The following is a 24,600-nucleotide window of genomic DNA, read 5'->3' on the forward strand; positions in this document are numbered from 1 at the left end:
AGGGTAGCGACTTCTCACAACCAGCCTTTTGGGCGGCTTCCCGACAGGTAAATTAGCAACGTATACGCTGCGGTAGTGTAAAATACTAACAAGCGATTTGTTAAAAAATATTACAAGTGTCTTAAAAATTCAAAGACACTCTATTTACCCTGGGAAACAGACTAATAGTAGACATAATCATATCATGACCGCAAATTATCCAGGTCATAAGTCCACTGAACAGTTGTTGATAGTGGGAAAACTTACCTGGGCGTTGTCAGCAACAAAGGCGTGCATGACAAAGAGCGAAGCTACCGCCCTTTGTGTGACCTAGAAGAACAAACCTCAGAAATTAGAGTATGGGTGAAAAGCCAACAATAGCAATATCTCATTTGGGCTGCGAGAAAAATCGAATTGATACAGAACATATGCTAGGGCTGCTGGTAGAAGCAGGTTATGGCGTAGATTCAAATGAAGAGTTAGCAGATTACGTTATCGTTAATACTTGTAGTTTTATTGAAGCAGCAAGAGAAGAATCTGTCAGAACTTTAGTAGAATTAGCAGAGGCTAATAAAAAAATCGTTATAACAGGCTGCATGGCGCAGCATTTCCAAGAGCAATTATTGGAAGAGTTGCCAGAAGCAGTAGCAGTGGTGGGTACAGGCGACTATCACAAAATCGTCAACGTCATTGAGCGGGCCGAACAAGGAGAGCGTGTTAAACAAATTAGCGCCGAACCAACTTATATCGCCGATGAAACCACACCGCGTTACCGCACGACCACAGAGGGTGTTGCCTACCTGAGAGTAGCTGAAGGATGCGATTATCGGTGTGCGTTTTGTATTATTCCTTATCTGCGAGGAAATCAGCGATCGCGGACTATTGAATCGATTGTCGCTGAAGCCGAGCAGTTGGCGAACCAAGGCGTAAAAGAAATCATTCTGATTTCCCAAATCACGACCAATTACGGATTGGATATTTACGGCAAGCCCAAATTAGCCGAATTACTCCGAGCCTTGGGAAAAGTGAATATACCTTGGATTAGAATGCACTATGCCTATCCCACAGGATTGACCCCAGATGTCATTGCGGCAATTGGTGAAATACCCAACGTTCTACCTTACTTGGATTTGCCCTTGCAACATTCTCATCCTGAGATTCTGCGCTCCATGAACCGTCCTTGGCAAGGGCGGGTAAATAATGAAATTATCGAGCGCATCAAAACTGCACTACCAACAGCAGTATTGCGGACAACATTTATTGTTGGTTTTCCGGGAGAAACCCCAGAGCATTTTGAGCATCTACTAAACTTCGTGCAGCAGCATGAATTTGACCATGTTGGTGTCTTTACCTTTTCACCAGAACAAGGAACCCCCGCTTACAGTTTGCCCAATCAGTTACCCCAAGAACTTATGGACGAACGGCGGCAAAGACTCATGGAACTTCAGCAACCAATTTCTTGGCGTAAAAATCAACAGGAAGTCGGCAAAGTAGTTGATGTCCTGATTGAGCAAGAAAATCCTGAAAGTGGTGAATTAATTGGTCGTTCAGGCAGAAGTTCGCCTGAAGTCGATGGTCAGGTGTACATTACAGGCGCAGCGAAATTAGGAACCATTGTGCCAGTAGCAATTCACAGTGCTGATACCTATGACCTCTACGGTCAAGTTGTTGAGTAGTTACAAATAGATTTCGATTTCCCAATCTAAAAATCAAAAAGTCTAAAAACAAAATCTAGGAGAATTGATGAATCTTTCGTTTCTTGAACTAGGAATTTCCCAAGACCGCGCAGAACTATTAGAAAAAATGGGCTTTACTGCGCCTACTAACATTCAAATCCAAGCCATTCCTCAACTATTGTCAGGCAGAGATGTAGTAGGACAGTCTCAAACAGGTACAGGCAAAACGGCAGCTTTTTCCCTACCAATTTTAGAACGGCTGGATGTTAACCAAAGAGCCGTGCAAGCTATAGTTTTAACACCAACCCGTGAATTAGCGATTCAAGTTCATGATGCTATCAGCCAATTTATTGGCAACAGTAACTTACGAGCTTTAGCAATTTATGGTGGTCAATCAATAGACCGCCAAATTATGCAACTCAAACGGGGTGTTCACGTCGTTGTCGGGACTCCTGGACGGGTGATTGACTTGCTAGAGCGCGGTTGCTTGAAATTAGATCAAGTCAAGTGGTTTGTGTTGGATGAAGCCGATGAAATGCTGAGTATGGGCTTTATCGATGATGTGGAGAAAATTCTTTCTCAAGCACCTCAAGATCGCCAAACAGCCTTGTTCTCCGCAACAATGCCACCATCAATTAGAATGTTGGTGAACAAGTTTTTGCACTCGCCCGTCACAGTTACCGTTGAGCAACCCAAAGCTGCACCCAACAAAATCAATCAAGTAGCTTATTTAATTCCCCGTCACTGGACAAAAGCCAAAGCTTTACAGCCAATTCTGGAAATGGAAGATCCAGAAACAGCCTTAATCTTTGTCCGTACCCGCAGAACAGCGGCAGAATTAACCAACCAACTGCAAGCAGCTGGTCACAGTGTAGATGAATATCACGGTGATTTGTCCCAACAAGCCAGAGAACGGTTATTAACCCGCTTCCGCAATCGCCAAGTGCGCTGGGTAGTAGCCACTGACATTGCTGCAAGGGGTTTAGATGTTGACCAACTATCTCACGTAATTAACTACGACTTACCTGATAGCGTAGAAACCTACGTGCATCGGATTGGTCGGACTGGTCGTGCTGGTAAAGAAGGTACAGCAATTACCTTGGTTCAGCCTTTTGAGCGTCGCAAACAGCAAATATTTGAGCGCCATAACCGTCAAAACTGGCAATTACTGTCCATTCCTACACGGGCGCAAATTGAAGCACGACACATCAATAAATTGCAAGAACAAGTCAGAGAAGCCTTGACCGGTGAACGGTTAGCTTCATTCTTACCCATTGTCAGCGAATTGATTGAACAGTATGATGCTCATGCGATCGCTGCTGCTGCACTGCAACTTGCTTACGATGAAACCCGTCCTGCTTGGTTAAGCTCAGATGTAGAAATTCCCCAAGAGGAACTTCCTGTGGCTAAACCCAAAATTGTCAAGCAACGTCGGGAATTTTCTGGCGACAGAAACCGTTCTTGGAACAAATCAGATGCTAACAACGGTGACGATGACAGACGCTCTACTCCCAAGCCTAAACTGCGGACAGGCGGCCGTCGTGAAGCTCCCGTTTCTGCAAATCAAAAGCTAGGCTCATCTTCAGCTAGAGAATCAGCTTCTTAGTCAAGAATTAATAGTCAATGGTCAATAGTTAATTAGTTACTGACGACTGTTGATTATTTCACTTTGACTGCTAACAGTTTCTATCAGCTTGTAGGAACATAGATAAAGATGTATTTTCCATAGTCTTATGTTCACAATTGCAGATTTAGAGCAGCTACAAGCTGAATATTTACAATTTAAGAGTTAATTTAACCAAGGACGAGTAATTTTTTCTAGTTCTTCAATTTCATCGTTATTTAATTGCCAATCTAAAGCGCCAATATTTTGTTTGACTTGTTCGGCTGTTTTGACTCCAGCAATGGGAATCACATTACCTTGGGCAATTAACCAGTTGAGTGCGACTTGCGCCGGAGTGTGATCGCGTTTTTCTCCTATACTACGTAATAGAGATATCACTGGTGCAATTTTTTGCAAGCCTTCTTTACTAAATTTTGAATCTATCTTTCTAGCACCACTCAGCATATCGAGATTTTCAGCAGTATATTTACCTGTGAGTAATCCTTGGGCTAGAGGACTGTAAGCTAAAATTGTTACACCAAGATTACGGGCTGTGGCGATAATACCACTACTTTCTACTTGGCGCGTGAGTAAAGAATAACTTACTTGGTTGACTGCTAAAGGAATTCCCCTAGCTGCTAATATTTGATGTGCTTCTCGCATTTGCGATGCTGAGTAATTACTGACACCGACTGCGCCAATTCTTCCCCGCTTCACTTCATCGGCTAAGGTGTTCATCAGTGTTTCTTGACTCAAAAAGAAAGCAAATGGCCAATGCACTTGATACAGTTCAATTCTCTCTAGTTGTAGACGTTTGAGGCTTTCTGTTAAGGCATCACTGACAGATTGTCCTGTAAATCGCCAAGGAACAGGGCCAAATTTCGTGGCGACTTGCACAGTTTGTTGTGTATGCTTGATGAATTGCCCTAAAAACTTTTCTGACAGTCCCATCCCGTAAATTTCGGCGGTGTCAAAAAAAGTAACACCCGCTTCTAAGGCTGCTGTAAACGCTGCTTGTAACTGTTCTTGTCCGTAGTCGCTGCCATAATTCCAAAACAGTTTATCACCCCAAGCCCAAGTTCCAATACACAGGGGTGGAACAGTTGGGCCGTTTTTGCCTAATGTGATTGTTTCCACGATCGCAATATCTATACATTTACATTTTTTTACTTTTTTAGTGTAGCGTTGGTTAGTAATTTGATTTTGGTGCGATCGCTGTTTATTATGCCAGTCTTTTTTTTAACTCAGCCTCTAACTGTTCCCCGGTGCTAACCACAACCCTATTTGGCTTGGATCTAATAATGCTCAGATAGTGTTGAAAGGCTTCTTCATCTTGGGGATGATGCTTTATATATTCCCGTAATTCTGCTTCAGTTAATTGTTGATAATTTGTCTCACTCATTTTGGTGACTAAAGAATAGCTTTTTTGGCTTACCACTAAATATGGTTAAGTTTTGAAGCGTTTTGTAAGTCTTCCATTGCGCCTTGGTAATCTTTCAGTGCAGATCGAATACTACTTCGTTTGTTATAAGCTTGAGAATTATGAGGATTTATACGCAGTAATTTATTTAAATCTTCAAGTGCTTGTTGATAGTTTCCTAGATTGTAATGAATACTGCCTCGTTTATAATATGTTTCGGTAAACTCAGGATTAATCTCCAAAACTTGGTTATAGTCCTCAAGTGCTTTCACATAGTCGCTGAGGGTTTCATACACCAGTCCACGATAGTAGTACGTTATAGCATTTTCAGAATTAATTTTTAATGCTTGCGAGTAATCTTCAAGTGCTGCTTGGTAATTTCCCAGAGAATAATGTGCAAATCCCCGCCGACTGTAAACTTCAGCAATATCAGGATAGATCCGTAAGGTATAATTATAATCCTCAATTGCTCTATGTAAGTCTTTTAAACAAAAAAGGGCAATCCCTCGGTGAAAATAAGCTTCAGCAAAGCCAGGGTTAATTTTCAATGCTTGGTTGTAATTACCAATGGCTTCTTGCATCTCTCCTAGATTACTACGGATAAAACCACGGTAGAAGTAAGCTAAGGCTTCATTGAGGACTTTTTCTAAATCTTCGCGGAGCAAATTTTTAGAAACTTGATCTTCTGGGGTTTCGCCATCAGATTCAATAAAATCGCCCAGTCGAGAATCTTCTTCTCTACCAATAGGCGTTTCTAATGAGATTGGTAGCTGGGCGGATTTAGCAATAAACCAAAGCATCTGAACTGTCATTTCCATCCGAGTAGCGATTTCTTCCTCAGTGGGTTTGCGGCCAATTTCTTGAGAAAGTAGCTTGGTGGTTTTCTTAATCCGGGAGATGGTTTCGTAAAGGTGAACTGGTAGGCGGATAGTACGGGATTGATCGGCGATCCCGTGTGTAATTGCCTGACGAATCCACCATGTAGCGTAGGTGGAGAATTTATAACCTTTTTCGTGGTCGAACTTTTCAGCAGCGCGAATCAAACCAAGGCTACCTTCTTGAATTAAGTCTTGGAATGACAAACCACGGTTCATGTATTTTTTGGCAATGGAAACCACAAGCCGCAGGTTCGATTGCACCATTTTATCTTTAGCCCTGCGACCAACGTGCAGACGATAGCGAAAAGCTGGCAAAGGTACTTGCACTGCTTCTGCCCATTCGCTATCACGCGGATCGCGATCTAACTGTTCTGAAAGTTTTTCCCGGATTCTTTCTAGTTCCAGTAAATCTGCAACTTTCCGCGCCAATTCGATTTCTTCGTCTGCCCGCAACAAGCGAATCCGCCCGATTTCTTGCAAGTAAAGGCGAATTGAATCTTCTGTGTAGTGCTTTTTCTTGCTTTGTGTGCGACGACGCGATTTAGCGGCTTTTCCCGACTTTGCGTCGTCCTCATCAGACTGAGGTTCTAAAAATTCATCTATTTCGTCGTCATCGACGAGTAGCAAGTCATCCTCTTCTTCAATTAAGAGATTTTCTAACTCCTCAAAGTCAGGCTGATTTATTATTTCTAGGTCAGGCTGAAAAATGCTTTCGAGTAAGTTGTTAGCATAATTTTGGTGGACACAAATAATAGGAAAGTTATTATCGGGAAAGTTCTGACGAGGCAACTTAATTATTTTACAGGCAGGACTACGATTTTCTGAGTCATCTGTTTTTTGCGTTTTTTCCTTTTCTATATATCTCTCTTTAGATATTGAAAATGATACTTTGTCCACAGGTGTTTGATTGGTGATACCAAAAACACGCATTAATGATTGCCATTGTTCATCATTTAAATTTCTTTGCCTACTTTGAACACTCTGAGTAAATTTATGCTTTAAAGTATAAGGTTTAAAATCTTCTGCAATTAGTACAACACCCTGAGTATTTGGAAAATTTGCAAATCCTTTATTTTGCCACTGTTCGTGACTAATAAATGGCAGGGCAACTCTAAAATTAAAGTATAATGAATTACAAAATTCTAGTTGTTGCCGCAAATGGCTTTTCAGCGCAAACATTTGAGCTTGTGCTTGATTCACTGGTTTGATCCAATGTTCATACCAGTTTTTCATTTTCCATTCAGCACCATTAATAGTTTGTATATTATTGATATAACATCCCTTACATTCAATTACCCATAATCCTAACTGACGATGAACAATAAGAATATCAATTTCGCGCTGAAGATTTCCGTATTTATCAAATAGTTGATAACAATGAAAGGCTTCACCCTGCTCATCAATGAAAGCAGACTTTAACTTTTGCCAAACGGCTTTTTCAGCTTGGTAAGCATCAGAAATATCATTGGGATGGAATTTCATAAAATATATAATTGAACGAATTATTATTAAAATTAACTATTTTAGCGATATTATCTACACAAAATGTTTTAACGAGAACCCACTATTTTTAGTATTCCCCGAACTGAATGTGTTATTTAGCTTACTAAGCCAAAAATTTTTTAAGAATTGGGAATATAAGTTTTATCGAACAGTTTATCTTTAATTAAAGAGAGACTATTTTGATAAACCATCCAAAAAACTAACTATGGCAAGCGGTGAAGTGTTTGATAGTGAAACAAAATACCCAGTTGCGCCAAGGGTCAATTTACCGACTATGTTTCGGCTTGGCTTGTTTCAAATGGGGCTGAGTATGATGTCTATCTTGACTCTGGGTGTACTCAACAGGGTCATGATTCAAGAAATAGCGATTCCGGCGACGTTGGTGGCGCTGGTGCTGGCTTTACCTGCGTTTGTGTCGCCTTCGCGGATTTGGTTTGGTCAGATGTCAGATGCTAAACCGTTATGGGGTTATCACCGGACAGCTTATGTATGGGTGGGGGCGGCGATATTTGCGATCGCTGCTTTTTTAGCTGTACAAGTAATGTGGCAACTGAATAATGCTGCGAGTGTCTCTGGTAGCTGGGTTTGGACAACTCAAACTATTGGCTGGACAGCTTTGCTATCTTTAGTTTTTGCTGTGTACGGTTTAGCAATTTGCGCTAGTGGGACGGCTTTCGCTGCTTTGTTGGTAGATGTATCGGAAGAAGATAACCGTTCTAAAGTTGTGGGTGTAGTTTGGTCGATGCTAATGGTGGGAATTATTGTTGGGGCAATTATTAGTTCGAGCTTGCTCAAACAATTAACACCAGAAGCAAGTGTAGAGACATTACAGGCATCGATCAACCAATTATTTATCATTGTCCCAGCTATTGTATTTGGATTAGCGATCGCCGCAACTTTTGGCGTGGAAAAAAAATACTCCCAATATTCCAGCCGTTCCACATTGGTAAACCGCGAAGATAGCATTACCCTAGATGCTGCTTGGAAAATTTTAACAGCCAGTCCCCAAACAGGTTTGTTTTTCACCTTTTTGGTGGTGATGACACTCTGTTTGTTTATGCAAGACCCAATTTTAGAACCTTACGCGGGTCAGGTGTTTAAAATGCCTTTGGCGGAAAGCACCAAATTGAATATTTATTATGGTATGGGTTTGCTGGTTGCTTACGCTGTGGCTGGGTTTTTGATTGTTCCGCGTTTAGGTAAGCGCCGCAGCGCCCGTTTAGGCTGTATGTTGGTGGCTTTGTGTGCATTATTGCTGGGGATTTCGGGATTTACAGCTAATGCAGCTTTCTTAAAATTTGGTTTGGTGTTGTTTGGTTTAGCGACTGGATTTTTAACAACGGCTGCAATTAGCTTGATGTTAGATTTAACAGCAGCCGAAGCCGCTGGGACATTTATTGGTGCATGGGGACTGGCGCAGTCTATTTCTAGAGGTTTAGCAGTTGTTATCGGCGGTACACTCTTGGATATTGGGCGGAGAGTGTTACCCAGTTTGGAATTAGCTTATGGGTTGGTATTTGCTTTAGAAGCTGTGGGAATGGTGTTGTCAATTGGTTTTCTCAACCGCGTCAACATCACAGAATTTCAAACTAGTACCAAACAGGCGATCGCATCTGTTCTAGAAAGTGATCTAGACTAATAAAAATTTGGTGTATGGGTATTAGGGGCTAGTAAGGTAAAAGGAAAAAGGCAAAAGTAAAAAGACACTCACTTTTTACTTTATTAACTCACTCCCTAGTAATCTAATGAATGATTTTTGGTTAACAGTTCTTGATTTTGCCCACACTACAACGACCAGAGTGGGCAAACAACTGATACAAGATTTTGGTCAAGTGCAGGCTTTACAAAAAGCTGATGGTAGTTTGGTAACACGGGCTGATAAATGGGCAGATCAAGAAATTCGAGATGTGATCGCCTCTAACTTTTCTGGTTATGGTATTTTGAGCGAAGAAGCTGACAAAACCTTTCCGGGGACAGAATGGTGTTGGGTAATTGACCCTTTAGATGGGACAACTAATTTTACCCGTGGTATTCCTATTTGGTCGATTTCCCTGGGTTTGCTGTATCAAGGTACGCCTGTGTTTGGATATGTTCACGTACCGCTATTGGGTCAAAGTTTTCACGGTTTTTGGCCAGGTACATCGGGTTTAGTCACACCGACGGGCGCATTTCTCAATAATCATCCCATTCACTCTAGTGTTGATGCTCCCAGCGGTAATCACTTTTTTAACCTTTGTTCCCGCAGTACCTCTGTTATTCAACCAGGTTTTCCTTGCAAAATTCGGATGTTGGGTGTGGCTAGTTATAACTTTCTCACCGTTGCGACTGGGGCGGTGTTAGGTGGAATTGAAGCGACACCGAAAGTTTGGGATATAGCCGGCGCTTGGGTAATTGTGCAAGCGGCTGGTGGGAGTTGGAAGTCTCTCAAATCTGAGCCATTTCCTTTGATATCTGGAGAAGATTATAGCGATCGCTCTTATCCTACCCTAGTTCTCAGTCGTTCAGACTTGGCTCCTGTGTTTGCGCCATTTCTCCAAGATTTGAAAATTTAATATCCATCAGATAGCTGATTTAAAAAGCCTACACTATCAAAATTAGTGTAGGCTTTTATACTTTAATTTAATAAAAGTTTGAACCAACAATGTTTTTAGTGTAAACCGATTTCTACTTATCCTGATTGGGTTGTAAGTCTAGCGAAACTACTAAGTTACATAACCTTGTACTTGGTATAAATCTTATGTTATCCAATCTGGAGTTAATTCGTGAGTTTGTAGATAAAACTATCCACAACAAAGATATGTTGTTATCTAACTCTGCTTTGACCGCGCAAACTGTATATAAAACTAACCAACTTACCGCCAAATCTCAAGGTGTAATTGCTACAGCCCAGTTAAATAGCACATTCCCGGAGTTTCTCGTTCAGGCAAATTCCTCTCATTGGGAATCGATCAATCAGGTATTAGTAGAATACAGTTATCTCTTAAAAGGAGAGATGGACAATCGAGGTTTCTATCGATATAAATATTGCCAAGTGCCAAAAGGCTATCAGATGCACTGTACGAAATCTGTTTTTCTATGGCGTGCTTGGTGGAGATATCGCAAAAATGTTTTAAAAGGTGGTATTCCTTTGGATCTTTTGATTCAAAATCGTGATGCTTGGTATCCCATCAGAGATTTAACTATTAGTGATGGGCTACTTTATATCAAAACGTTAGGAAGTGAAATCGCGGTGCATTCCGAAGATTTGATCATTTGGTTAAATAAAATTGGCGTTAATTGCCATCAGGATATGGGGGAATTTGCTTAGGCTGGGAGTAATTTCACAAACGCAGAGGGGCGGGTAGTTTAACGCGGAGTCACGCGGAGTAGAGTAAAGTTGTTATACTATTCACCGGTTGGTGCAGTATCTACCAGTGGAATAGTGATGAAAGGACTGTGGCTCGAAAACCAACAACTGGAACTACGCACAGATATTCCAATTCCCAAACCTGAACCAGGGGAAGCTTTGGTGCGTGTTTTACGGGCGGGAATTTGTAATACTGACCTGGAGTTGAAGCGGGGTTACTATCCGTATGCTGGTATTTTGGGACATGAGTTTGTTGGCATTGTGGAACAAGGGCCGGAGAACTTAATCAATAGAAGGGTAGTAGGCGAAATTAATGCAGCCTGTGGTCATTGTCGCTTCTGTCGTCGAGGACAGCCGACTCACTGCGAAAATCGCACAGTTTTGGGCATTGTTAACCGTCACGGGGCTTTTGCAGATTATCTGTGTTTACCAGTAGAAAACTTACATCCTATACCGGATAATGTGTCTACAGACATTGCAACTTTTACCGAACCATTAGCAGCAGCGTTGGAAATTCAGCAGCAGGTGGTGTTGTGTGCAGATGACCGGGTGTTAGTTGTGGGAGATGGGAAACTTGGTCAACTGGTAGCCCAAACCCTGGCTTTAACTGGCTGTGACTTGTTGGTTATCGGTCGTCATTCAGAAAAACTGGCGAATTTAGCAGCCAGAGGGATGAAAACTGGTTTAGTTGATGCAGTTACCGATAAAGCTTTTGATATTTCCGTAGATTGTACTGGTAATCCTGAAGGATTTGCGATCGCTCGTCGCGCTTTAAGACCTCGTGGTACGTTAGTCATGAAAAGTACATACGCAGGCAATTTAAGTTTAGATGCTTCGTCTTTGGTTGTGGACGAAATCACCCTGATTGGTTCCCGTTGTGGGCCTTTCCCGGCTGCATTGGAATTATTAGCAGCAGAAAAAGTAGACGTAAAACCCTTGATTCATGCCCATTATCCCCTCACAGAAGCTATTGCCGCTTTTGCAGAAGCCCAACGTCGGGGCGTGTTAAAAGTATTGTTGGACATTAGTAAAGTAATGTAATGTGCGACTTATTCTTGAAACCCCTCTCCAAACCTCTCCCCGAAACGGAGCTATGGTGTACACACAAATATTCGTGTAGTGCATCTGTCCCGCCTCGGAATGAATTCCGAGTCTCATAGCAAAAGTCATCTGAAGATGACTCACCTAAAAATGTCTTATAGTCCACTTGAGTGGACTTTGGCTATGAGCCTGGAACTTTAGTTTAAGGCGGGATGCGGTTTCATACAGCAAATTTTCGACTTGTGTGTACACCGTAGCCGAAGCGGAGAGAGGCTTTGAATCTTGCTCCCCTTCCCTGTCTGCGACACGCTGCGCGAACGTAGGGAAGGGGTTGGGGGTTAGGTTTGAGAAAAAGTTGCACACGATGTTAAAGTATGAAGTGTAAAATTTAGAACACCCTTAAACCCCTAGACCCTTACACTCCTAAACCCCTGCTTACTGAGCGTAGTCGAAGTATGCACCCTTAATATAAATAAGGATTCGTTTTCGGCTGATAGTCCATACAGTTGATTGCATCTTCTGTATTAGCAGCAGACGGGTGTACAGTACATTTAAGGCGGTAGTCGTCGGTGAAAAATTGGCACCCAGGACAGGGAATTTGGTGCATTTGTTTGGCTGTAGCTACGCTATCCCGCGCTGCTGTCCACAGACTCAACGCGACGAGAATAATCAAACTCCATGCACCAACAAAACAAATCGGTACTAAAAATTTTTGAATGCTGTGAATAATAAATATAATTGCTTGCAACACTGTCAGTCCTGATAAAAATAACAGTTAAAAGTTATGTTATCGCAGTGTGGCAGGCTAAGTTCTGAGTCCTAGGTAATATTCAAATTGAAAATAGTGCTGAGTGCTTAACTAAATATAATTTTTCTGATTTCTCAGCACTCAGCACTTTTAACTCAGCACTTTTTAAACTCCCGCATGGCCTAACGCCAAACCGACCACCAACATACCGAGAACCAGAAATGGTTGGGCGCTGGCTTGATATTTCACATCATTTTTCAAGGGGTCACGCAGAAAATACATATCCTGGAAGGTGATTTGGGGAATGATTAACAGTACCAAAATGGCGGCGTATAAATTTTCATGGATGCTGACGAGATAAGCAGCCATCAAGCCTTGAAAGACATCAATCATCAACACACAAATCCAAGCGGCGGTGGTGACACCAAACATGACTGGTAGTGATTTTAATCCTAATTGGCGATCGCCTTCGACACTTTTAAAGTCGTTCACAATGGCAATTCCCAACCCTGCCCAGCTGTAAATTAAGGTGAGAATCAAAACTTGCCAAGTCAGTTCACCAAATAAAGCATGACCAGCCCACCAAGGTAAGGCGATGTAGCTTGCACCTAAAGCATAATTCCCCAGCCAGCCGTTTTGCTTCAGTTTCAGGGGAGGGGCAGAGTAAATATAAGAAACCAATGATCCGAAAATCGCTAGGGCTACAACGGTAGGAAATTCATGACCAGCCCAGATATCTAGGAGGTATGCCAAACCAATGCCTGATACTAATAATACTAAAATTTGGGTAACAACTTGGGGTACAGAAATTGCGCCGGAGGGAATGGGGCGATAGGGTTCATTGATGGCATCAATTTCGCGATCGTAAAAATCATTCATGGTTTGGGTGTAACCAGCCAGCAGCGGCCCCGAAAGTAACATACAAGCTGCGGCTTTCAAGACATTTTCTAATGTCCAGGTGTAGTTACCCGAAGAAGCTGCACCGCAGACTACGCCCCAAATCAGGGGAATCCAGGTGATAGGCTTCATCAATTGCAAGCGGATTTTCCAAATGGAAGTTTCACCGGGTGCTGCACCTTTCATTCCTAGTAGCTGGCGAGTTCTGGCATTGCGATCGCTATCTGCTACTATTCCTGCTTCACTAGAATTATCTATTACTGAGTCCACTGCCTCAGCCGGGTTGGAATTGGGGGGTATAGGAGTTGATTCAGACATAAGATTATGTATTGGGGATAGGAAAGTATGAAGTATGAAGTATGAAATTTATTGTTCATGCTTCAGGCTTCATACTTCAACTCATCTCTACGGTTTAAAAAGAAATAATCAAATAGTTATTTTGGAATTTTGCCCCAGTCACAGGCCTACCAGTCAAGGCTGGCGGCAGGAAGATATTACGGCGTTGGTCGCCTGCTTCTACCGTTACTTCTGGCCCGACTTGGGTGAGTTTTACCTGTTTTTTATCAAATCCAGGCAAAAATAAGCGTACCTGACGATTATGGACATCAATTGCTATTGGTCTTGGTACTTGGTTTGCTTGTTCGACAAAGTTGGGTAAAGCATTTATTAGCGCTTGCCATTCCCCTTGCGTAACATCAGGGACAACACTTACAGCTAAAGGTGTAAATTCTGTGCCTAAGTTTGCTGTTGTTTGGTCAGAAATCTGCACCACACCACCAACTGTCAGACCAACTTGTTGAGCGCCACCCCACAAATAACGAGCAACCGCGACTTCAATGGGGTCATTGGTAGTTACCAAAAAGGCTGCGACTCTGTTGGGGTCAGCTAAAGCCGCCTTCCCCTTATCCAAGAAATCGTTGGCTTGGTTTGTGGGTTGAGCAAAGTTATCTGCTGTCCAGTTGACGTTAAAAAAACTGCTAATCAGTGGCTGAATTAAGGGCGATTCTGTAATTGTCTTGCCTAAATCGGAGTTGACAAATAACTGTCGAAATCGCCGGACATACCAACTGAGAGATTCTGGCAAGCCCAACAGCCGCAAAGTAAAAGAATCACCCGTGCCATCGTAAATAATTACATCATATTTGCCACTGGCATCATATTCGCGGATAGCATTTAAAGCGAGGGCGCTGTCCATTCCTGGTAATGCTACCAGTTCTTGCCCATAAACCTCTTTAAAAATGGGTGTACGTAGGTATTGTGCCTCAAGTTTTTTTAATTCTTCCCAGTTGCGTTCTAGAAGTACAGATGCTGGCAACTGTACTGCTTGCAAATTAGGAGCGATTTCTTGAGGGTCGGCAGAGAGTGTTTGCTCTAAGAGAATAGGTAACACTGGTTCTGCCAGTCCTGCCAATAGTACACGCTTACCTTGGCTTGCAAATAGTTTAGCTGCGGCGATCGCAATTTTGCTACGAGCGATGCCGCTATTGCCTAAAAATGTCAATATTAGGGACATTTTGTGATTTCCAATTACCGCCTGTCTTTTCCACTCCAACTTAGCACTAGGCAAATACTCTTAGCTTCCGCCTTGAGTTAGCCTGACTAAACTGGTTTGATTTCGTCCTCAAAAAACCAAGTGGCGCTATTATCCTCAAACTTCACCACGATGCCAACGCCGCTACCATCAGTCATTTTGTAGCCTTCAATCACGCCGACTTTACCTAGTTTTTGAGCAACTGAACTGGGTACACGATCACGTAAACGATACACCTTAACTTTTTGTCCGATTTCCATGCTGCCTGATTACAATGCAATAAACCAAGTCTCAGTTTAGCGGAATCTGGGACTCATCTATCGCTTCGCTCCACTCCAAATTAAAATTAAATTAATACGCAATCAGGTATAAAACCATGTTTGTCACAGCGCAACAGCTAGAACAACAAATGCCCGATGCAACTCGGTTGTTAAGTGATGAGCCGGAAATGGAAACTTCGTTGCATTATGCACAGCTATTACTTTTAGTTACTTGCTTAGAATGGCTGTGGCGTGACCGAAATGACTATTTTATTGGTGCAAACCTGACAATATACTTTAGTCGTCAACAATTACGAAATCGAGATTTTCGTGGCCCAGACTTTTTTTTAGTGAAGGATACGGAAAAGCGACACCGCAATTCTTGGGTAGTTTGGGAAGAAGATGGTCGTTATCCTGATTTGATTATTGAATTACTCTCGGAAAGTACAGCTAACATTGATCGGAATTTAAAGAAAAGTCTCTATGAAAACCGATTTCATACACCTGAGTATTTTTGGTTTTCACCCGAAAGTTTAGAATTTGCTGGTTTTGAGTTGATTGGTAATAAATATCAACAAATCGAGCCTGATGCGCGTGGTTGGTGTTGGAGTGAGGTACTTGGACTGTATTTGGGTGTGGAAAATGCTAAACTTCGTTACTTTACTCCTGAAGGAGAGTTAGTACCAACACCAGAAGAGGCAGCGTTAACCTTACAAAATCAAGCAATTGCAGCATATCAACAGGCAGTTGAAGCACAACAACAAGTAGTTGAGGCACAGCAACAAGCAGTTGAGGCACAACAACAGTTATCTGACACTGAATTAAGATTGCAACAAGAACAGGAGCGATCGCAACGGTTGGCAGAATATTTGCGTTCTTTAGGTGTTGACCCAGATACTATGATTTGAGGTAGCAGCTATGTATCAAACTGACCCGCCCCGCCCACCAGGAGAAACTATGCCGACAATGTATGATTTACCTAGTGAATTAATCGGGGAATCAGGCTTGCCAGACGGATTTCATTGTATTCAAGCAGATTTACTCAGTGAGACTTGTCAACCTGCTAACTATTCACCAGCAGAAATTTTACTGGCAAGCGATTTAAATCTCTACTATGACCCGCGCCATACATTGTGGTACAAGCGTCCTGACTGGTACATGGTTTTAGGAGTACCGACTGCTAATCAACAGCCAGACTTACGTTTAAGTTACGTGATTTGGCAAGAAGGCGTTGCGCCATTTTTAGTAGTTGAATTACTCTCACCAGGTACAGAACAGGAAGACTTGGGACAAACACTGCGCGAAGCCAACAAACCCCCAACCAAATGGGAAGTGTATGAGCGAATTTTGCGCGTTCCCTATTATGTTGTCTATGACCGCTACGAAAATAATTTGCGGGCTTTTCGACTTAATGGTACTCGTTATGAGCCAACACCTTTATCAGATAACCGATTTTGGTTGAAAGAATTAGACCTAGGATTAGGTCTTTGGCAGGGAACTTATCAACAGACCACTGGTTTATGGCTACGCTGGTACAATACTGCTGGTTGGATACCAACACTGAAAGAACAAGCTGAACAAGAACGCCAACGAGCCGAACAAGAAAGCCAACGCGCTGATAAACTGGCAGAATATTTAAGAGCGCAAGGAATTGACCCAGATAATTTAAGTTGATTAGATAATTTCTGGTGAATTTTTGTCTATACGTTTAATCCACCGTGATACTAAGTCATCCCAAGAATAAATATTTTCAGTTGATATTTGGGAACGGTCATACATCTGCGCGGCAATTAAAGCTTGATAAATACTATTAGCATCTCCTGGTTTATAGTAAAAAACATTTGTTCTTGAAGATGCAAGATAAGCTGGAGCGACAATTGGTAGTTGACAGTAACTATATTGAATAATTTTGAGACTATCAGTAAAACATTCAGCACCAGGACTATATGCTAGTGTCTGAAGTGCAATATCTGCGTGTTTAATATAGGCAACTGTAGACTCAAAAGGTAACTCTTGATAAGCAAAAATATTGTTTCTTTGAGGTAAATTATTCATTGGCCCAATTATATGAAATTGCCAATTTAGAAATAATTGACTAGCTTGCTCTAAAAATTCATAATCAAAATGAGCGTTACCGACAAAAACGACGTTAGGTATATCTGAAACTGGGTAGGGGTTGACATAATCCTGAGTAAATAAGTCTTTGCGAATACCATGTAACTCTAATTCTAGATTAGGTAAGCCCGCAAATAAACGGTAAATATGTTGGCTGGGAACACTGACTAAATCAAATTTGGGGGCTACTCGTTCTTCGGTGTCTAATACAACTGAATGATTGCGTAAAAGGCGTAAGTCGTCCGACACTCTATAGATAAACTGAGCTTGGGGGTTGAGTTGTTTACATCGGTCAAATAGTAGCAAAGCTGGTGTACTCTCAAAGATAAATAAGTCAGTTTCTTTGAATAGAGGTTCTACGCTTCCTAGAGGAAGTTGACCGTATAAATTAAACAAACCACGGCTAAGATGATTGAGTAGATGAGAGCGCAGATTAGCCGGATGCCAAGGGGTAAACCAAACATAACTCCAGAAATTTTGCCGCATTGGCTGAAGTGTGTTTGCTTCTTGCAATACAGGATAAGCTAGGCGGTAGTCTCTCCGAATTACAGACAGCCAACTCAAGGCAGCAGTGACAAAAATAACTTCCCAACCCTGATGCCAAAAAGCCTCAGCCAGCCAGTGAAAACCTGCTTTGCGTTTAGAATTCCAATAGTGTCCAGTAACTAAAACTACACGCTTCATAACTTGTTACATATCATCATATATATTGTCCTTAAACTGCTAAACTAATACAGCGATCGCACTTGAGCCAACGCCGAAGTCTGTATTGTGTTAACCGATAATTACCAATCTCATTCTTTACCTATTGAGTGATGAATATGGCATAATCACGCAACTCAATGATGGGATAATTATGTGTTGGGGATCTGCAACCAGTATTGAGTCATTTTGACAGATGACAAATTATTTTTATCTAGTATTGTAAAAACTTTTACAATAATTTTAGTTATCCATCTTATAAAAAATTGGAAATATTCTATATTACAACAGTAAAATTGCCAATTTTCTAGGTGTAATTATTATCCGTAGAGCCATGTTTGAAAAACCTGCCGTTTTATTAGATTTACAAGCAAAGATTAGAACACATACAGCGATTGTTGGTGTTGTAGGTTTGGGATATGTAGGACTCCCGTTTGCGGTCGAAAAAGCCAAAGTTGGTTATCAAGTTGTGGGAATTGAGCAAAATCCCCAAAGGGCTGAAAAAGTCAACATGGCTGACAATTACATCACAGATATTAAAGACGAAGATTTAAAACAAGTCGTTAGTAGTGGTAAGTTAAAAGCTGTTTTAGATTTTGATGCCCTTGCCGAAATGGACGTGATTGTAATTTGCGTCCCCACCCCATTAACAAAAAATTTAACCCCAAACTTGAGTTACATAGAAAGTGTGACTCATTCTATTGCTAAACGCTTACGACCAGGACAGTTAGTAACTTTAGAATCTACCACCTATCCAGGGACTACGGATGAGGTGATGCGTCCAGTCTTAGAACAAATTAGTGGTTTAAAGCAGGGAGAAGATTTCTTTCTAGCCCATTCACCAGAACGGGTAGACCCTGGTAATCAACGATACACTACTAAAAATACTAACAAGGTAGTTGGTGCTTCAGATGCTCATTCACTAGAAGTAGCGACTTTATTCTACCAGCAGACAATCGATCATGTAGTACCAGTAAGTAGTGCCAAGGCGGCAGAATTGGTGAAGGTGTTTGAAAATACCTTTAGGGCTGTGAATATTGCCTTGGTGAATGAATTGGCGTTATTGTGCGATCGCATCGGTTTAAATGTTTGGGAAGTTTTAGACGCTGCCAATACTAAACCTTTTGGCATTATGCCTTTCTATCCTGGCCCTGGTGTCGGCGGTCACTGCATCCCCATCGACCCCCATTATCTAGAATGGAAGGCTAAAGAAGTGAATTTTAATACTCACTTTATCGCCTTGGCAGGAGAAATCAATCGCTCTATGCCGTTGTTTGTCAGGGAAAAAGCCCGCCGCGTATTGAATAATTTGGGTTTAGCCCCAGCGAAATCGCAAGTTTTGGTCATTGGCACAGCTTACAAAAAAGACCTGGGTGATTGGCGAGAATCACCATCAATCATGGTAATTAATTATTTACTAGAAGATAAAATGACCGTGACTTACCATGATCCTTTTGTGCCGCAAATTGAAGTCCGAGGTCAAAGTTTCGCTAGTTTGCCCTTAACTGATGAGAATATCGCGGCGGCTGACTTGGTAATTATTGCTACCGACCACAGTCAAGTAGATTATGTCGATTTAGTGGACAAAGCCAAAGCAATTCTTGATACCAGAGGAATCACTCGACATCTGGATTGCCTGCACGATAAAGTAACTTTGCTGTAGGGATAGGTGAAGTGGTGACAAATTCAACACAAGCACAAGTAATAGTAGTTGGGGCGGGAAATTGGGGTAAAAACTTAGTACGGAATTTACACGCTTTAGGGGCGTTGGCGGGAGTAGCTGAAGCCCATCCTGGTTTACGAGAAGCGATCGCCACAACTTACCCAGATATTACTACATACAGTGATTTTTCCGCCGCCTTAGCAACAGATGTCCCGGCATTAGTCTTGGCCACACCCGCACCTAGCCATTATGAATTGGCAATGGCCGCTTTACAAGCAGGTAAAGATGTGTTTGTCGAAAAGCCGATGACACTGCGGACAAAGGAAGCTAGAGAACTGGCTGAATACGCCGACAAACACGGGCGGATTTTAATGGTGGGACATTTATTGTTATACCAGCCAGCGATCGCTTGGATGCGAAATTATCTAGCTAGTGGTCAAGCCGGGAAAGTTCTCCACGTCGCCGCCAGAAGATTGAAACTCGGCAAAGTCCGCAGCGAAGAAAATGTCTGGTGGTCATTTGCCCCCCATGATGTTTCTGTAGTATTAGACTTATTGGGCAACCCAAAATTGCAAAGCGTCCAAGCTCAAGGTCATGCTATCTTGCAACCCAGTATTGAAGATTCTGTGCAAGTTGACCTGCGTTTTGGTAGCGGTCAATCAGCCCAGATTAATTGTTCATGGTATTGGCCGTTAACAGAACGCAGTACCGTAGTGATTGCCGAAGCGCAGATGTTGGTTTACGATGAAGTCGCTCAAACCGTGACCATCCATCACAAACATATTGACCAAGATTTAAAACACTACGACCAAGGTAGTGAAATTGTGGAAGTAGCCGCATCAGAACCGCTAAAAATCGAGTGTCAACACTTCCTAGATTGTTTGCAAACTCGTCAAACACCCCGTTCTGATGGGTGGAATGGTGTAGCCGTCGTGGAAATTTTAGAGGAGGCGCAGAAATCCCTACATGGCTAATTATTTTGTACATGAATCCAGTTATGTGGATGAAGGCGCAGACATTGGCGAAGGTACAAAAATTTGGCACTTTTGCCACATCTTCGCCAAAGCAAAAATTGGACGTAACTGTATCTTTGGGCAGAATGTTTTAGTTTCTAATAACGTAGTTGTGGGTGATTATTGCAAAATTCAAAATAACGTCTCGCTGTATGAAGGCGTAATTTTAGAAGACTATGTTTTTTGCGGCCCCAGTATGGTCTTCACCAACGTCAAAACACCCCGTTGTGAATTTCCGCGCAATACCAGTAATGATTACCTGAAAACTTTGGTCAAGCGCGGTAGCAGTATCGGTGCAAATGCCACAATCGTTTGTGGTATTACCTTGCATGAATGTGCTTTTGTCGCCGCCGGCGCAGTGGTGACAAAAGATGTACCAGCTTATGCAATGGTAGCAGGAGTACCCGCAAAAATAATTGGGTGGATGAGTGCCTACGGAGATGTGCTAAAGTTTGATGCTGATGGCTATGCTGTAGATTCTACAGGCACTAAATATCAACAAGTATCAGATACAGAAGTGATAAGGGTTTCATGAGCCAAGATAAAATTCCTGTTCTCGACCTTAAACCACAATACGAATCTCTCAAACCGGAAATTCAGGCAGCCATCACACGGGTGTTGGAGTCTGGTCAATTTATTATGGGGCCGGATGTCAAATTATTTGAGCAAGAAGCAGCCAAATATCTGGGCGTGAAACACGCGATCGCGGTAAACTCTGGAACTGATGCTTTAGTCATTGGTTTAAAAGCGTTAGGAATTGGTCAAGGCGATGAAGTCATTACCACACCCTTTAGCTTCTTCGCCACAGCCGAATCAATTAGTAATGTAGGCGCAACACCCGTATTTGCTGATATTAGTGCCGATAGCTTTAACATTGACCCAGTCGCCATTGTCGAGAAAATTACACCACACACCAAAGCCATCATGCCAGTTCACCTCTATGGTAATCCGGCAGCGATGGCAGCCATTTTAGACATTGCCCAAACCCACAATCTCAAAGTCATTGAAGACTGCGCCCAGTCTTTCGGCGCACGTTATCATGGCACTTGTGCGGGATGTAATGAGAAGTGTCAAGAAAGCACACGTACCCGCATTACTGGCAAGCAAACAGGTACAATCGGCGATGTTGGCGCTTATTCCTTCTTCCCTTCCAAAAACTTAGGTGCTTTTGGTGATGGGGGATTAATTGCTACTGATAATGACCAATTTGCTGAAACTGCCCGGATGTTACGCGTACATGGGGCAAAGAAGAAGTATCATAATGAAGTTTTAGGTTATAACTCCCGCCTAGATACATTGCAAGCGGCAATTTTACGTGTGAAGTTGCCTCATATTGATCAATGGAATGAAGGCAGACGCAGAGTTGCAAAAACTTACAACGAATTATTGGCTGATATTGCAGGTGTAATTACACCACACCTCGCCGATGGTCATGTGTTTCACCAATACACCATTCGGATTTTAGATGGCAAGCGCGATCGCGTCCAACAAAATTTAGCTGCCCAAGGCATCGGTAGTATGATTTACTATCCCATTCCTCAAGATAAATTGCCTGTATATAAAGGTCAGTATCCCACAAATCCCGTGAGTGATCTGCTATCCGATGAAGTGCTGAGTCTACCCATCTGGCCAGAATTAGCCGACCCCGAAATTAACCGCATCGTTAAAACAATCAAGGAAGCTATAGTCCTTGATTCATAGCATCCTAATTAGGGTAAACTAACTCTTTGTTGATGAATCTGCCTAGGTGCAAACTGGAGAAAAATTATGGATTTACAGGGCAAGCGGCTTTTAGTGATTGGTGGCGCTGGATTAATTGGTTCTCACACAGTTGATCAACTACTAAAAGAAGATGTCGAAGAAATCCGCATTTATGATAATTTCACTCGTGGCAGACAAGAAAACTTAACTGAAGCTTTTCAAGACCCTAGAGTGAATGTTTTTCCTTTAGGTGGTGAACTCCTTCACCGAGATATTTTAGATCAGGCAATGAAAAATATTGATGGAGTTTTTCATTTTGCCGCCCTGTGGTTATTACATTGTTACGATTATCCCCGTTCTGCCTTTGAAGTTAATATAGGCGGTACGTTTAATGTCTTAGAAGCTTGTATTAATAATGGAGTACAAAAGCTAGTTTATTCTTCCTCGGCTTCTGTGTATGGTGATGCAATTGAAGAGCCAATGAGAGAAGACCATCCATATAATAATACTACTTTCTACGGGGCAACTAAAATCGCCGGCGAACATATGTGCCGTTCTCTGTATCATCGCTACAAAGGTACAGAAAAACATTTTGATTATGTGGGACTGCGGTATATGAACGTGTATGGGCCGCGCCAAGATTATCAGGGTACTTATATTGCCGTAATTATGAAAATCTTGGACAGGCTAGATAAAGGATTACCCCCAGTAGTTTATGGTGATGGCTCACAAGCTTATGATTTTATCTATGTCGGAGATTGTGCTAGAGCTAACGTTTGTGCAATGAAATCAACTGCTACAGATGCTTTTTATAATGTTGGCACTGGCGTTAAAACCACTATTAAAGAGTTAGCAGAATTGATTTTAGAAGTTACAGGTTCTGACTTGAAAATTCAATATGAACCAGGTGGTCAAACCTTTGTGACTAACCGTGTAGGTTGTCCTCAAAAAGCAGCTACGGAAATTGATTTTACAGCCAAATTACAACTAAAAGAAGGACTAGTAAAACTGATTGAATGGCGCAATAGTCACAAGGAAGAAGTCGCTAGTCGCCGCCGCGCAGTAGGAATAACTGATTAAATCCTGATCAAATCATTCATAAGGTGAATGTGTATTACATCTAATCTAATTCATGATTAGATGTCAATCTAACTTCGCTGATGTAATGATTATTAAATTATTTTTTCGTCATCGTAAAAACTTACTCACTTTTTTCATTTTAGGTTTATTAGCAGTGTTTCTCTGGCCTAATTACGTCAACTATCAAAAGACAGAAAATTATATTAAAAACTTTCAAATTGCTAAATATGAACGACAAGGTACAGATTTTTACAACCCCAAATATTCACCCTTAAGATTAGGAAAACCATTAGAAAAAATAGACATAACTTATGATTATGATTTTGAAAGGTTGTTTAAAGTTGAACAACAATTGAAAGGTGTTAATCGTAAAAAAGCCCTGAAATATATATTTTTAGAAGTCACAAAGAAAGCAAAAACTAATACAGAAAAGCACATTGCTTTGTTAAAGTTTTTACGTAGAAGTAGTGTGCATAATGCGTATTTACAACCAACTTATCCAGATAGACAACCAGTCTTTGATCCATTAGTATTACTGGAATTAGGGGAAATGCGATGTGGTCATGGAGCTAGATTAGCTGTAGATTTGTTTAAAGCAGGTGGATACAAAGCTCGCTTAGTTCAAGCCGGAAACCATGTATTGGCTGAAGTATTTTATGAGCAACAGTACCACTACTTTGATACAGATATTTTTACTGATGGAGAAACAGTTATAAAAGATGGCATCATACCTTCATTTGCACAACTCAGCCACACGCCTTACTCAATAGACTCAGTAGCTGCATATCAAGAGTTATTATTTAAAAGTTGGGTAGATCAAGACAAGGTAAAAGATGAAATAGAACAGATGCCATATAGATACATATATCCATCTTACTTTTATTTTTACCAAAAAGCTTATGAAGGTACATTACCTTATTACTACAAAAAAACTGCCAACGCCAAACAAGAACAAGATAAATTATATGGGTGGAATTATTATAAAAGTGTTTTAGATAAAAAAAGAATTCTTCAGGAGAGTCAACCTATTTATTATGCTCCTACAGAAATTATATTTAAAAATATAGAAATTTTTCAGGATAATGTAACTTTAGAGTGGGAGCCTAGTAAAGATTTTGATAATGATTTACTAGGATATAAAATCTACATTTCTAAAAATAAAAGAGAATGGTCTTATAACGAATGGCGAAGCGATAAAAAAGTAGAAAAATATTGGAGTAATAAAAGTGGTTGGAACCCAGATATGTATAAATATCTTGAGCAAGAACCGCATCATGAAATCAATTTAATTACAACATCAAATACGAAGGTAGAATTATCATTACCCAAACAAAATACTTATTATGTCTCTGTGATGCCTTATGATGCTCACGGTGAATCTGTAGGTAAGAAAGTTTATCCAATGTCTAATGAAATAAAACTTGAGTTATAAAAATGTTAATAT

Annotated in this window: 22 protein-coding genes and 3 pseudogenes; 14 read left to right on the forward strand and 11 right to left on the reverse strand. The window is 41.4% G+C overall.

Going from position 1 to position 24,600, the window contains the following annotated elements; translation table 11 throughout:
* Positions 1–338 precede the first annotated feature (338 nt).
* Together rimO and IQ244_RS11380 are read left to right on the forward strand one after the other, a co-directional pair.
* Positions 339–1,655 carry a 30S ribosomal protein S12 methylthiotransferase RimO gene (rimO, locus tag IQ244_RS11375; protein ID WP_193893687.1) on the forward strand — a complete coding sequence of 439 codons (1,317 nt, stop codon included), beginning with the start codon at positions 339–341 and terminating at the stop codon, positions 1,653–1,655.
* Positions 1,656–1,722: 67 nt separating this feature from the next.
* Positions 1,723–3,261 (forward strand): DEAD/DEAH box helicase, encoded by a 1,539-nt coding sequence (locus IQ244_RS11380; RefSeq protein WP_193893690.1) that lies wholly within the window; start codon positions 1,723–1,725, stop codon positions 3,259–3,261.
* A gap of 183 nt (positions 3,262–3,444) precedes the next feature.
* Here IQ244_RS11380 and IQ244_RS11385 read toward each other — a convergent pair whose 3' ends face one another.
* The 6 genes and pseudogenes from IQ244_RS11385 to IQ244_RS32455 form a co-directional block, all read right to left on the reverse strand.
* Positions 3,445–4,395, reverse strand: a complete 951-nt coding sequence (locus IQ244_RS11385) for an aldo/keto reductase (RefSeq protein WP_193893693.1) — start codon at positions 4,393–4,395, stop codon at positions 3,445–3,447.
* Positions 4,396–4,480: 85 nt separating this feature from the next.
* A complete protein-coding gene (locus IQ244_RS11390; protein WP_193894037.1) occupies positions 4,481–4,660 on the reverse strand; it encodes a DUF6887 family protein in 180 nt (59 codons plus the stop codon).
* A 35-nt stretch (positions 4,661–4,695) separates the two neighbouring features.
* The gene (locus IQ244_RS32445; protein ID WP_322746058.1) at positions 4,696–5,145 is read right to left on the reverse strand and encodes a tetratricopeptide repeat protein; all 450 of its coding nucleotides are present in this window, start codon (positions 5,143–5,145) and stop codon (positions 4,696–4,698) included.
* Positions 5,119–5,295: pseudogene (locus tag IQ244_RS33220) on the reverse strand (tetratricopeptide repeat protein); the annotation flags it as partial. The pseudogene IQ244_RS33220 and the gene IQ244_RS32445, both read right to left, overlap by 27 nt.
* Before the next feature lie 15 nt (positions 5,296–5,310).
* Positions 5,311–6,306: pseudogene (rpoD, locus tag IQ244_RS32450) on the reverse strand (RNA polymerase sigma factor RpoD); the annotation flags it as partial.
* Positions 6,307–6,717: 411 nt separating this feature from the next.
* Positions 6,718–7,038 (reverse strand): annotated as a pseudogene (locus IQ244_RS32455) (nuclease-related domain-containing protein); the annotation flags it as partial.
* 226 nt (positions 7,039–7,264) lie between these two features.
* Between IQ244_RS32455 and IQ244_RS11400 the strand changes: the two are divergent.
* The 4 genes from IQ244_RS11400 to IQ244_RS11415 all read left to right on the forward strand — a co-directional run bounded on the left by IQ244_RS11400 (position 7,265) and on the right by IQ244_RS11415 (position 11,446).
* Positions 7,265–8,698 carry a BCD family MFS transporter gene (locus IQ244_RS11400; protein WP_193893699.1) on the forward strand — a complete coding sequence of 478 codons (1,434 nt, stop codon included), beginning with the start codon at positions 7,265–7,267 and terminating at the stop codon, positions 8,696–8,698.
* A gap of 106 nt (positions 8,699–8,804) precedes the next feature.
* Positions 8,805–9,611, forward strand: a complete 807-nt coding sequence (locus IQ244_RS11405; RefSeq protein WP_193893702.1) for an inositol monophosphatase family protein — start codon at positions 8,805–8,807, stop codon at positions 9,609–9,611.
* Between the two features lie 185 nt (positions 9,612–9,796).
* Positions 9,797–10,366 (forward strand): hypothetical protein, encoded by a 570-nt coding sequence (locus IQ244_RS11410; RefSeq protein WP_193893705.1) that lies wholly within the window; start codon positions 9,797–9,799, stop codon positions 10,364–10,366.
* A gap of 117 nt (positions 10,367–10,483) precedes the next feature.
* On the forward strand, positions 10,484–11,446 hold the full coding sequence (locus tag IQ244_RS11415; protein WP_193894040.1) for an MDR/zinc-dependent alcohol dehydrogenase-like family protein: 963 nt from the start codon (positions 10,484–10,486) through the stop codon (positions 11,444–11,446).
* 463 nt (positions 11,447–11,909) lie between these two features.
* On the opposite strand, the gene IQ244_RS11420 is transcribed toward IQ244_RS11415, so the two are convergent.
* The 4 genes from IQ244_RS11420 to IQ244_RS11435 form a co-directional block, all read right to left on the reverse strand.
* On the reverse strand, positions 11,910–12,197 hold the full coding sequence (locus tag IQ244_RS11420; RefSeq protein ID WP_193893708.1) for a hypothetical protein: 288 nt from the start codon (positions 12,195–12,197) through the stop codon (positions 11,910–11,912).
* A gap of 162 nt (positions 12,198–12,359) precedes the next feature.
* Complete coding sequence (gene chlG / locus IQ244_RS11425) at positions 12,360–13,409, reverse strand: chlorophyll synthase ChlG (RefSeq protein ID WP_193893711.1); 1,050 nt, start codon at positions 13,407–13,409, stop codon at positions 12,360–12,362.
* Positions 13,410–13,503: 94 nt separating this feature from the next.
* Positions 13,504–14,604: an ArsA family ATPase gene (locus tag IQ244_RS11430; RefSeq protein ID WP_193893714.1), complete on the reverse strand. Its 1,101-nt coding sequence runs from the start codon at positions 14,602–14,604 to the stop codon at positions 13,504–13,506.
* 86 nt (positions 14,605–14,690) lie between these two features.
* A complete protein-coding gene (locus tag IQ244_RS11435) occupies positions 14,691–14,882 on the reverse strand; it encodes a DUF2862 domain-containing protein (RefSeq protein ID WP_096583306.1) in 192 nt (63 codons plus the stop codon).
* 116 nt (positions 14,883–14,998) lie between these two features.
* On the opposite strand from IQ244_RS11435, the gene IQ244_RS11440 reads away from it, so the two are divergent.
* A complete protein-coding gene (locus IQ244_RS11440; protein WP_193893717.1) occupies positions 14,999–15,790 on the forward strand; it encodes a Uma2 family endonuclease in 792 nt (263 codons plus the stop codon).
* A 10-nt stretch (positions 15,791–15,800) separates the two neighbouring features.
* Positions 15,801–16,556 (forward strand): Uma2 family endonuclease, encoded by a 756-nt coding sequence (locus IQ244_RS11445; RefSeq protein ID WP_193893720.1) that lies wholly within the window; start codon positions 15,801–15,803, stop codon positions 16,554–16,556.
* Here IQ244_RS11445 and IQ244_RS11450 read toward each other — a convergent pair whose 3' ends face one another.
* Positions 16,557–17,681 carry a glycosyltransferase gene (locus IQ244_RS11450; protein ID WP_193893723.1) on the reverse strand — a complete coding sequence of 375 codons (1,125 nt, stop codon included), beginning with the start codon at positions 17,679–17,681 and terminating at the stop codon, positions 16,557–16,559.
* Between the two features lie 352 nt (positions 17,682–18,033).
* Here IQ244_RS11450 and IQ244_RS11455 point away from each other — a divergent pair, with 352 nt between their 5' ends.
* The 6 genes from IQ244_RS11455 to IQ244_RS11480 all read left to right on the forward strand — a co-directional run bounded on the left by IQ244_RS11455 (position 18,034) and on the right by IQ244_RS11480 (position 24,588).
* Positions 18,034–19,362, forward strand: coding sequence for a nucleotide sugar dehydrogenase (locus IQ244_RS11455; RefSeq protein WP_193893740.1), 1,329 nt, complete (start codon positions 18,034–18,036; stop codon positions 19,360–19,362).
* 14 nt (positions 19,363–19,376) lie between these two features.
* A complete protein-coding gene (locus IQ244_RS11460) occupies positions 19,377–20,336 on the forward strand; it encodes a Gfo/Idh/MocA family oxidoreductase (protein WP_322746055.1) in 960 nt (319 codons plus the stop codon).
* Positions 20,329–20,910 carry an acyltransferase gene (locus IQ244_RS11465; RefSeq protein WP_193893746.1) on the forward strand — a complete coding sequence of 194 codons (582 nt, stop codon included), beginning with the start codon at positions 20,329–20,331 and terminating at the stop codon, positions 20,908–20,910. The genes IQ244_RS11460 and IQ244_RS11465 overlap by 8 nt, the downstream gene beginning before the upstream one ends.
* On the forward strand, positions 20,907–22,076 hold the full coding sequence (locus tag IQ244_RS11470; protein ID WP_193893748.1) for a DegT/DnrJ/EryC1/StrS family aminotransferase: 1,170 nt from the start codon (positions 20,907–20,909) through the stop codon (positions 22,074–22,076). Before IQ244_RS11465 ends, IQ244_RS11470 begins: the two co-directional genes overlap by 4 nt.
* Positions 22,077–22,142: 66 nt before the next feature.
* Positions 22,143–23,156 carry an NAD-dependent epimerase/dehydratase family protein gene (locus IQ244_RS11475; RefSeq protein ID WP_193893751.1) on the forward strand — a complete coding sequence of 338 codons (1,014 nt, stop codon included), beginning with the start codon at positions 22,143–22,145 and terminating at the stop codon, positions 23,154–23,156.
* 85 nt (positions 23,157–23,241) lie between these two features.
* Complete coding sequence (locus tag IQ244_RS11480) at positions 23,242–24,588, forward strand: hypothetical protein (RefSeq protein WP_193893754.1); 1,347 nt, start codon at positions 23,242–23,244, stop codon at positions 24,586–24,588.
* Positions 24,589–24,600 lie beyond the last annotated feature (12 nt).

It is taken from the genome of Nostoc sp. LEGE 06077 (assembly GCF_015207705.1).
Lineage (GTDB): Bacteria > Cyanobacteriota > Cyanobacteriia > Cyanobacteriales > Nostocaceae > Nostoc_B.

Excerpts from the sequence above, each read along its gene's own strand:
- rimO (WP_193893687.1), top strand. The coding sequence starts at position 339 with ATGGGTGAAAAGCCAACAATAGCAATATCTCATTTGGGCTGCGAGAAA.
- IQ244_RS11380 (WP_193893690.1), top strand. The coding sequence starts at position 1,723 with ATGAATCTTTCGTTTCTTGAACTAGGAATTTCCCAAGACCGCGCAGAA.
- IQ244_RS11390 (WP_193894037.1), bottom strand. The coding sequence starts at position 4,660 with ATGAGTGAGACAAATTATCAACAATTAACTGAAGCAGAATTACGGGAA.
- IQ244_RS11400 (WP_193893699.1), top strand. The coding sequence starts at position 7,265 with ATGGCAAGCGGTGAAGTGTTTGATAGTGAAACAAAATACCCAGTTGCG.
- IQ244_RS11405 (WP_193893702.1), top strand. The coding sequence starts at position 8,805 with ATGAATGATTTTTGGTTAACAGTTCTTGATTTTGCCCACACTACAACG.
- IQ244_RS11410 (WP_193893705.1), top strand. The coding sequence starts at position 9,797 with ATGTTATCCAATCTGGAGTTAATTCGTGAGTTTGTAGATAAAACTATC.
- IQ244_RS11415 (WP_193894040.1), top strand. The coding sequence starts at position 10,484 with ATGAAAGGACTGTGGCTCGAAAACCAACAACTGGAACTACGCACAGAT.
- chlG (WP_193893711.1), bottom strand. The coding sequence starts at position 13,409 with ATGTCTGAATCAACTCCTATACCCCCCAATTCCAACCCGGCTGAGGCA.
- IQ244_RS11430 (WP_193893714.1), bottom strand. The coding sequence starts at position 14,604 with ATGTCCCTAATATTGACATTTTTAGGCAATAGCGGCATCGCTCGTAGC.
- IQ244_RS11435 (WP_096583306.1), bottom strand. The coding sequence starts at position 14,882 with ATGGAAATCGGACAAAAAGTTAAGGTGTATCGTTTACGTGATCGTGTA.
- IQ244_RS11440 (WP_193893717.1), top strand. The coding sequence starts at position 14,999 with ATGTTTGTCACAGCGCAACAGCTAGAACAACAAATGCCCGATGCAACT.
- IQ244_RS11445 (WP_193893720.1), top strand. The coding sequence starts at position 15,801 with ATGTATCAAACTGACCCGCCCCGCCCACCAGGAGAAACTATGCCGACA.
- IQ244_RS11450 (WP_193893723.1), bottom strand. The coding sequence starts at position 17,681 with ATGAAGCGTGTAGTTTTAGTTACTGGACACTATTGGAATTCTAAACGC.
- IQ244_RS11455 (WP_193893740.1), top strand. The coding sequence starts at position 18,034 with ATGTTTGAAAAACCTGCCGTTTTATTAGATTTACAAGCAAAGATTAGA.
- IQ244_RS11465 (WP_193893746.1), top strand. The coding sequence starts at position 20,329 with ATGGCTAATTATTTTGTACATGAATCCAGTTATGTGGATGAAGGCGCA.
- IQ244_RS11470 (WP_193893748.1), top strand. The coding sequence starts at position 20,907 with ATGAGCCAAGATAAAATTCCTGTTCTCGACCTTAAACCACAATACGAA.
- IQ244_RS11475 (WP_193893751.1), top strand. The coding sequence starts at position 22,143 with ATGGATTTACAGGGCAAGCGGCTTTTAGTGATTGGTGGCGCTGGATTA.
- IQ244_RS11480 (WP_193893754.1), top strand. The coding sequence starts at position 23,242 with ATGATTATTAAATTATTTTTTCGTCATCGTAAAAACTTACTCACTTTT.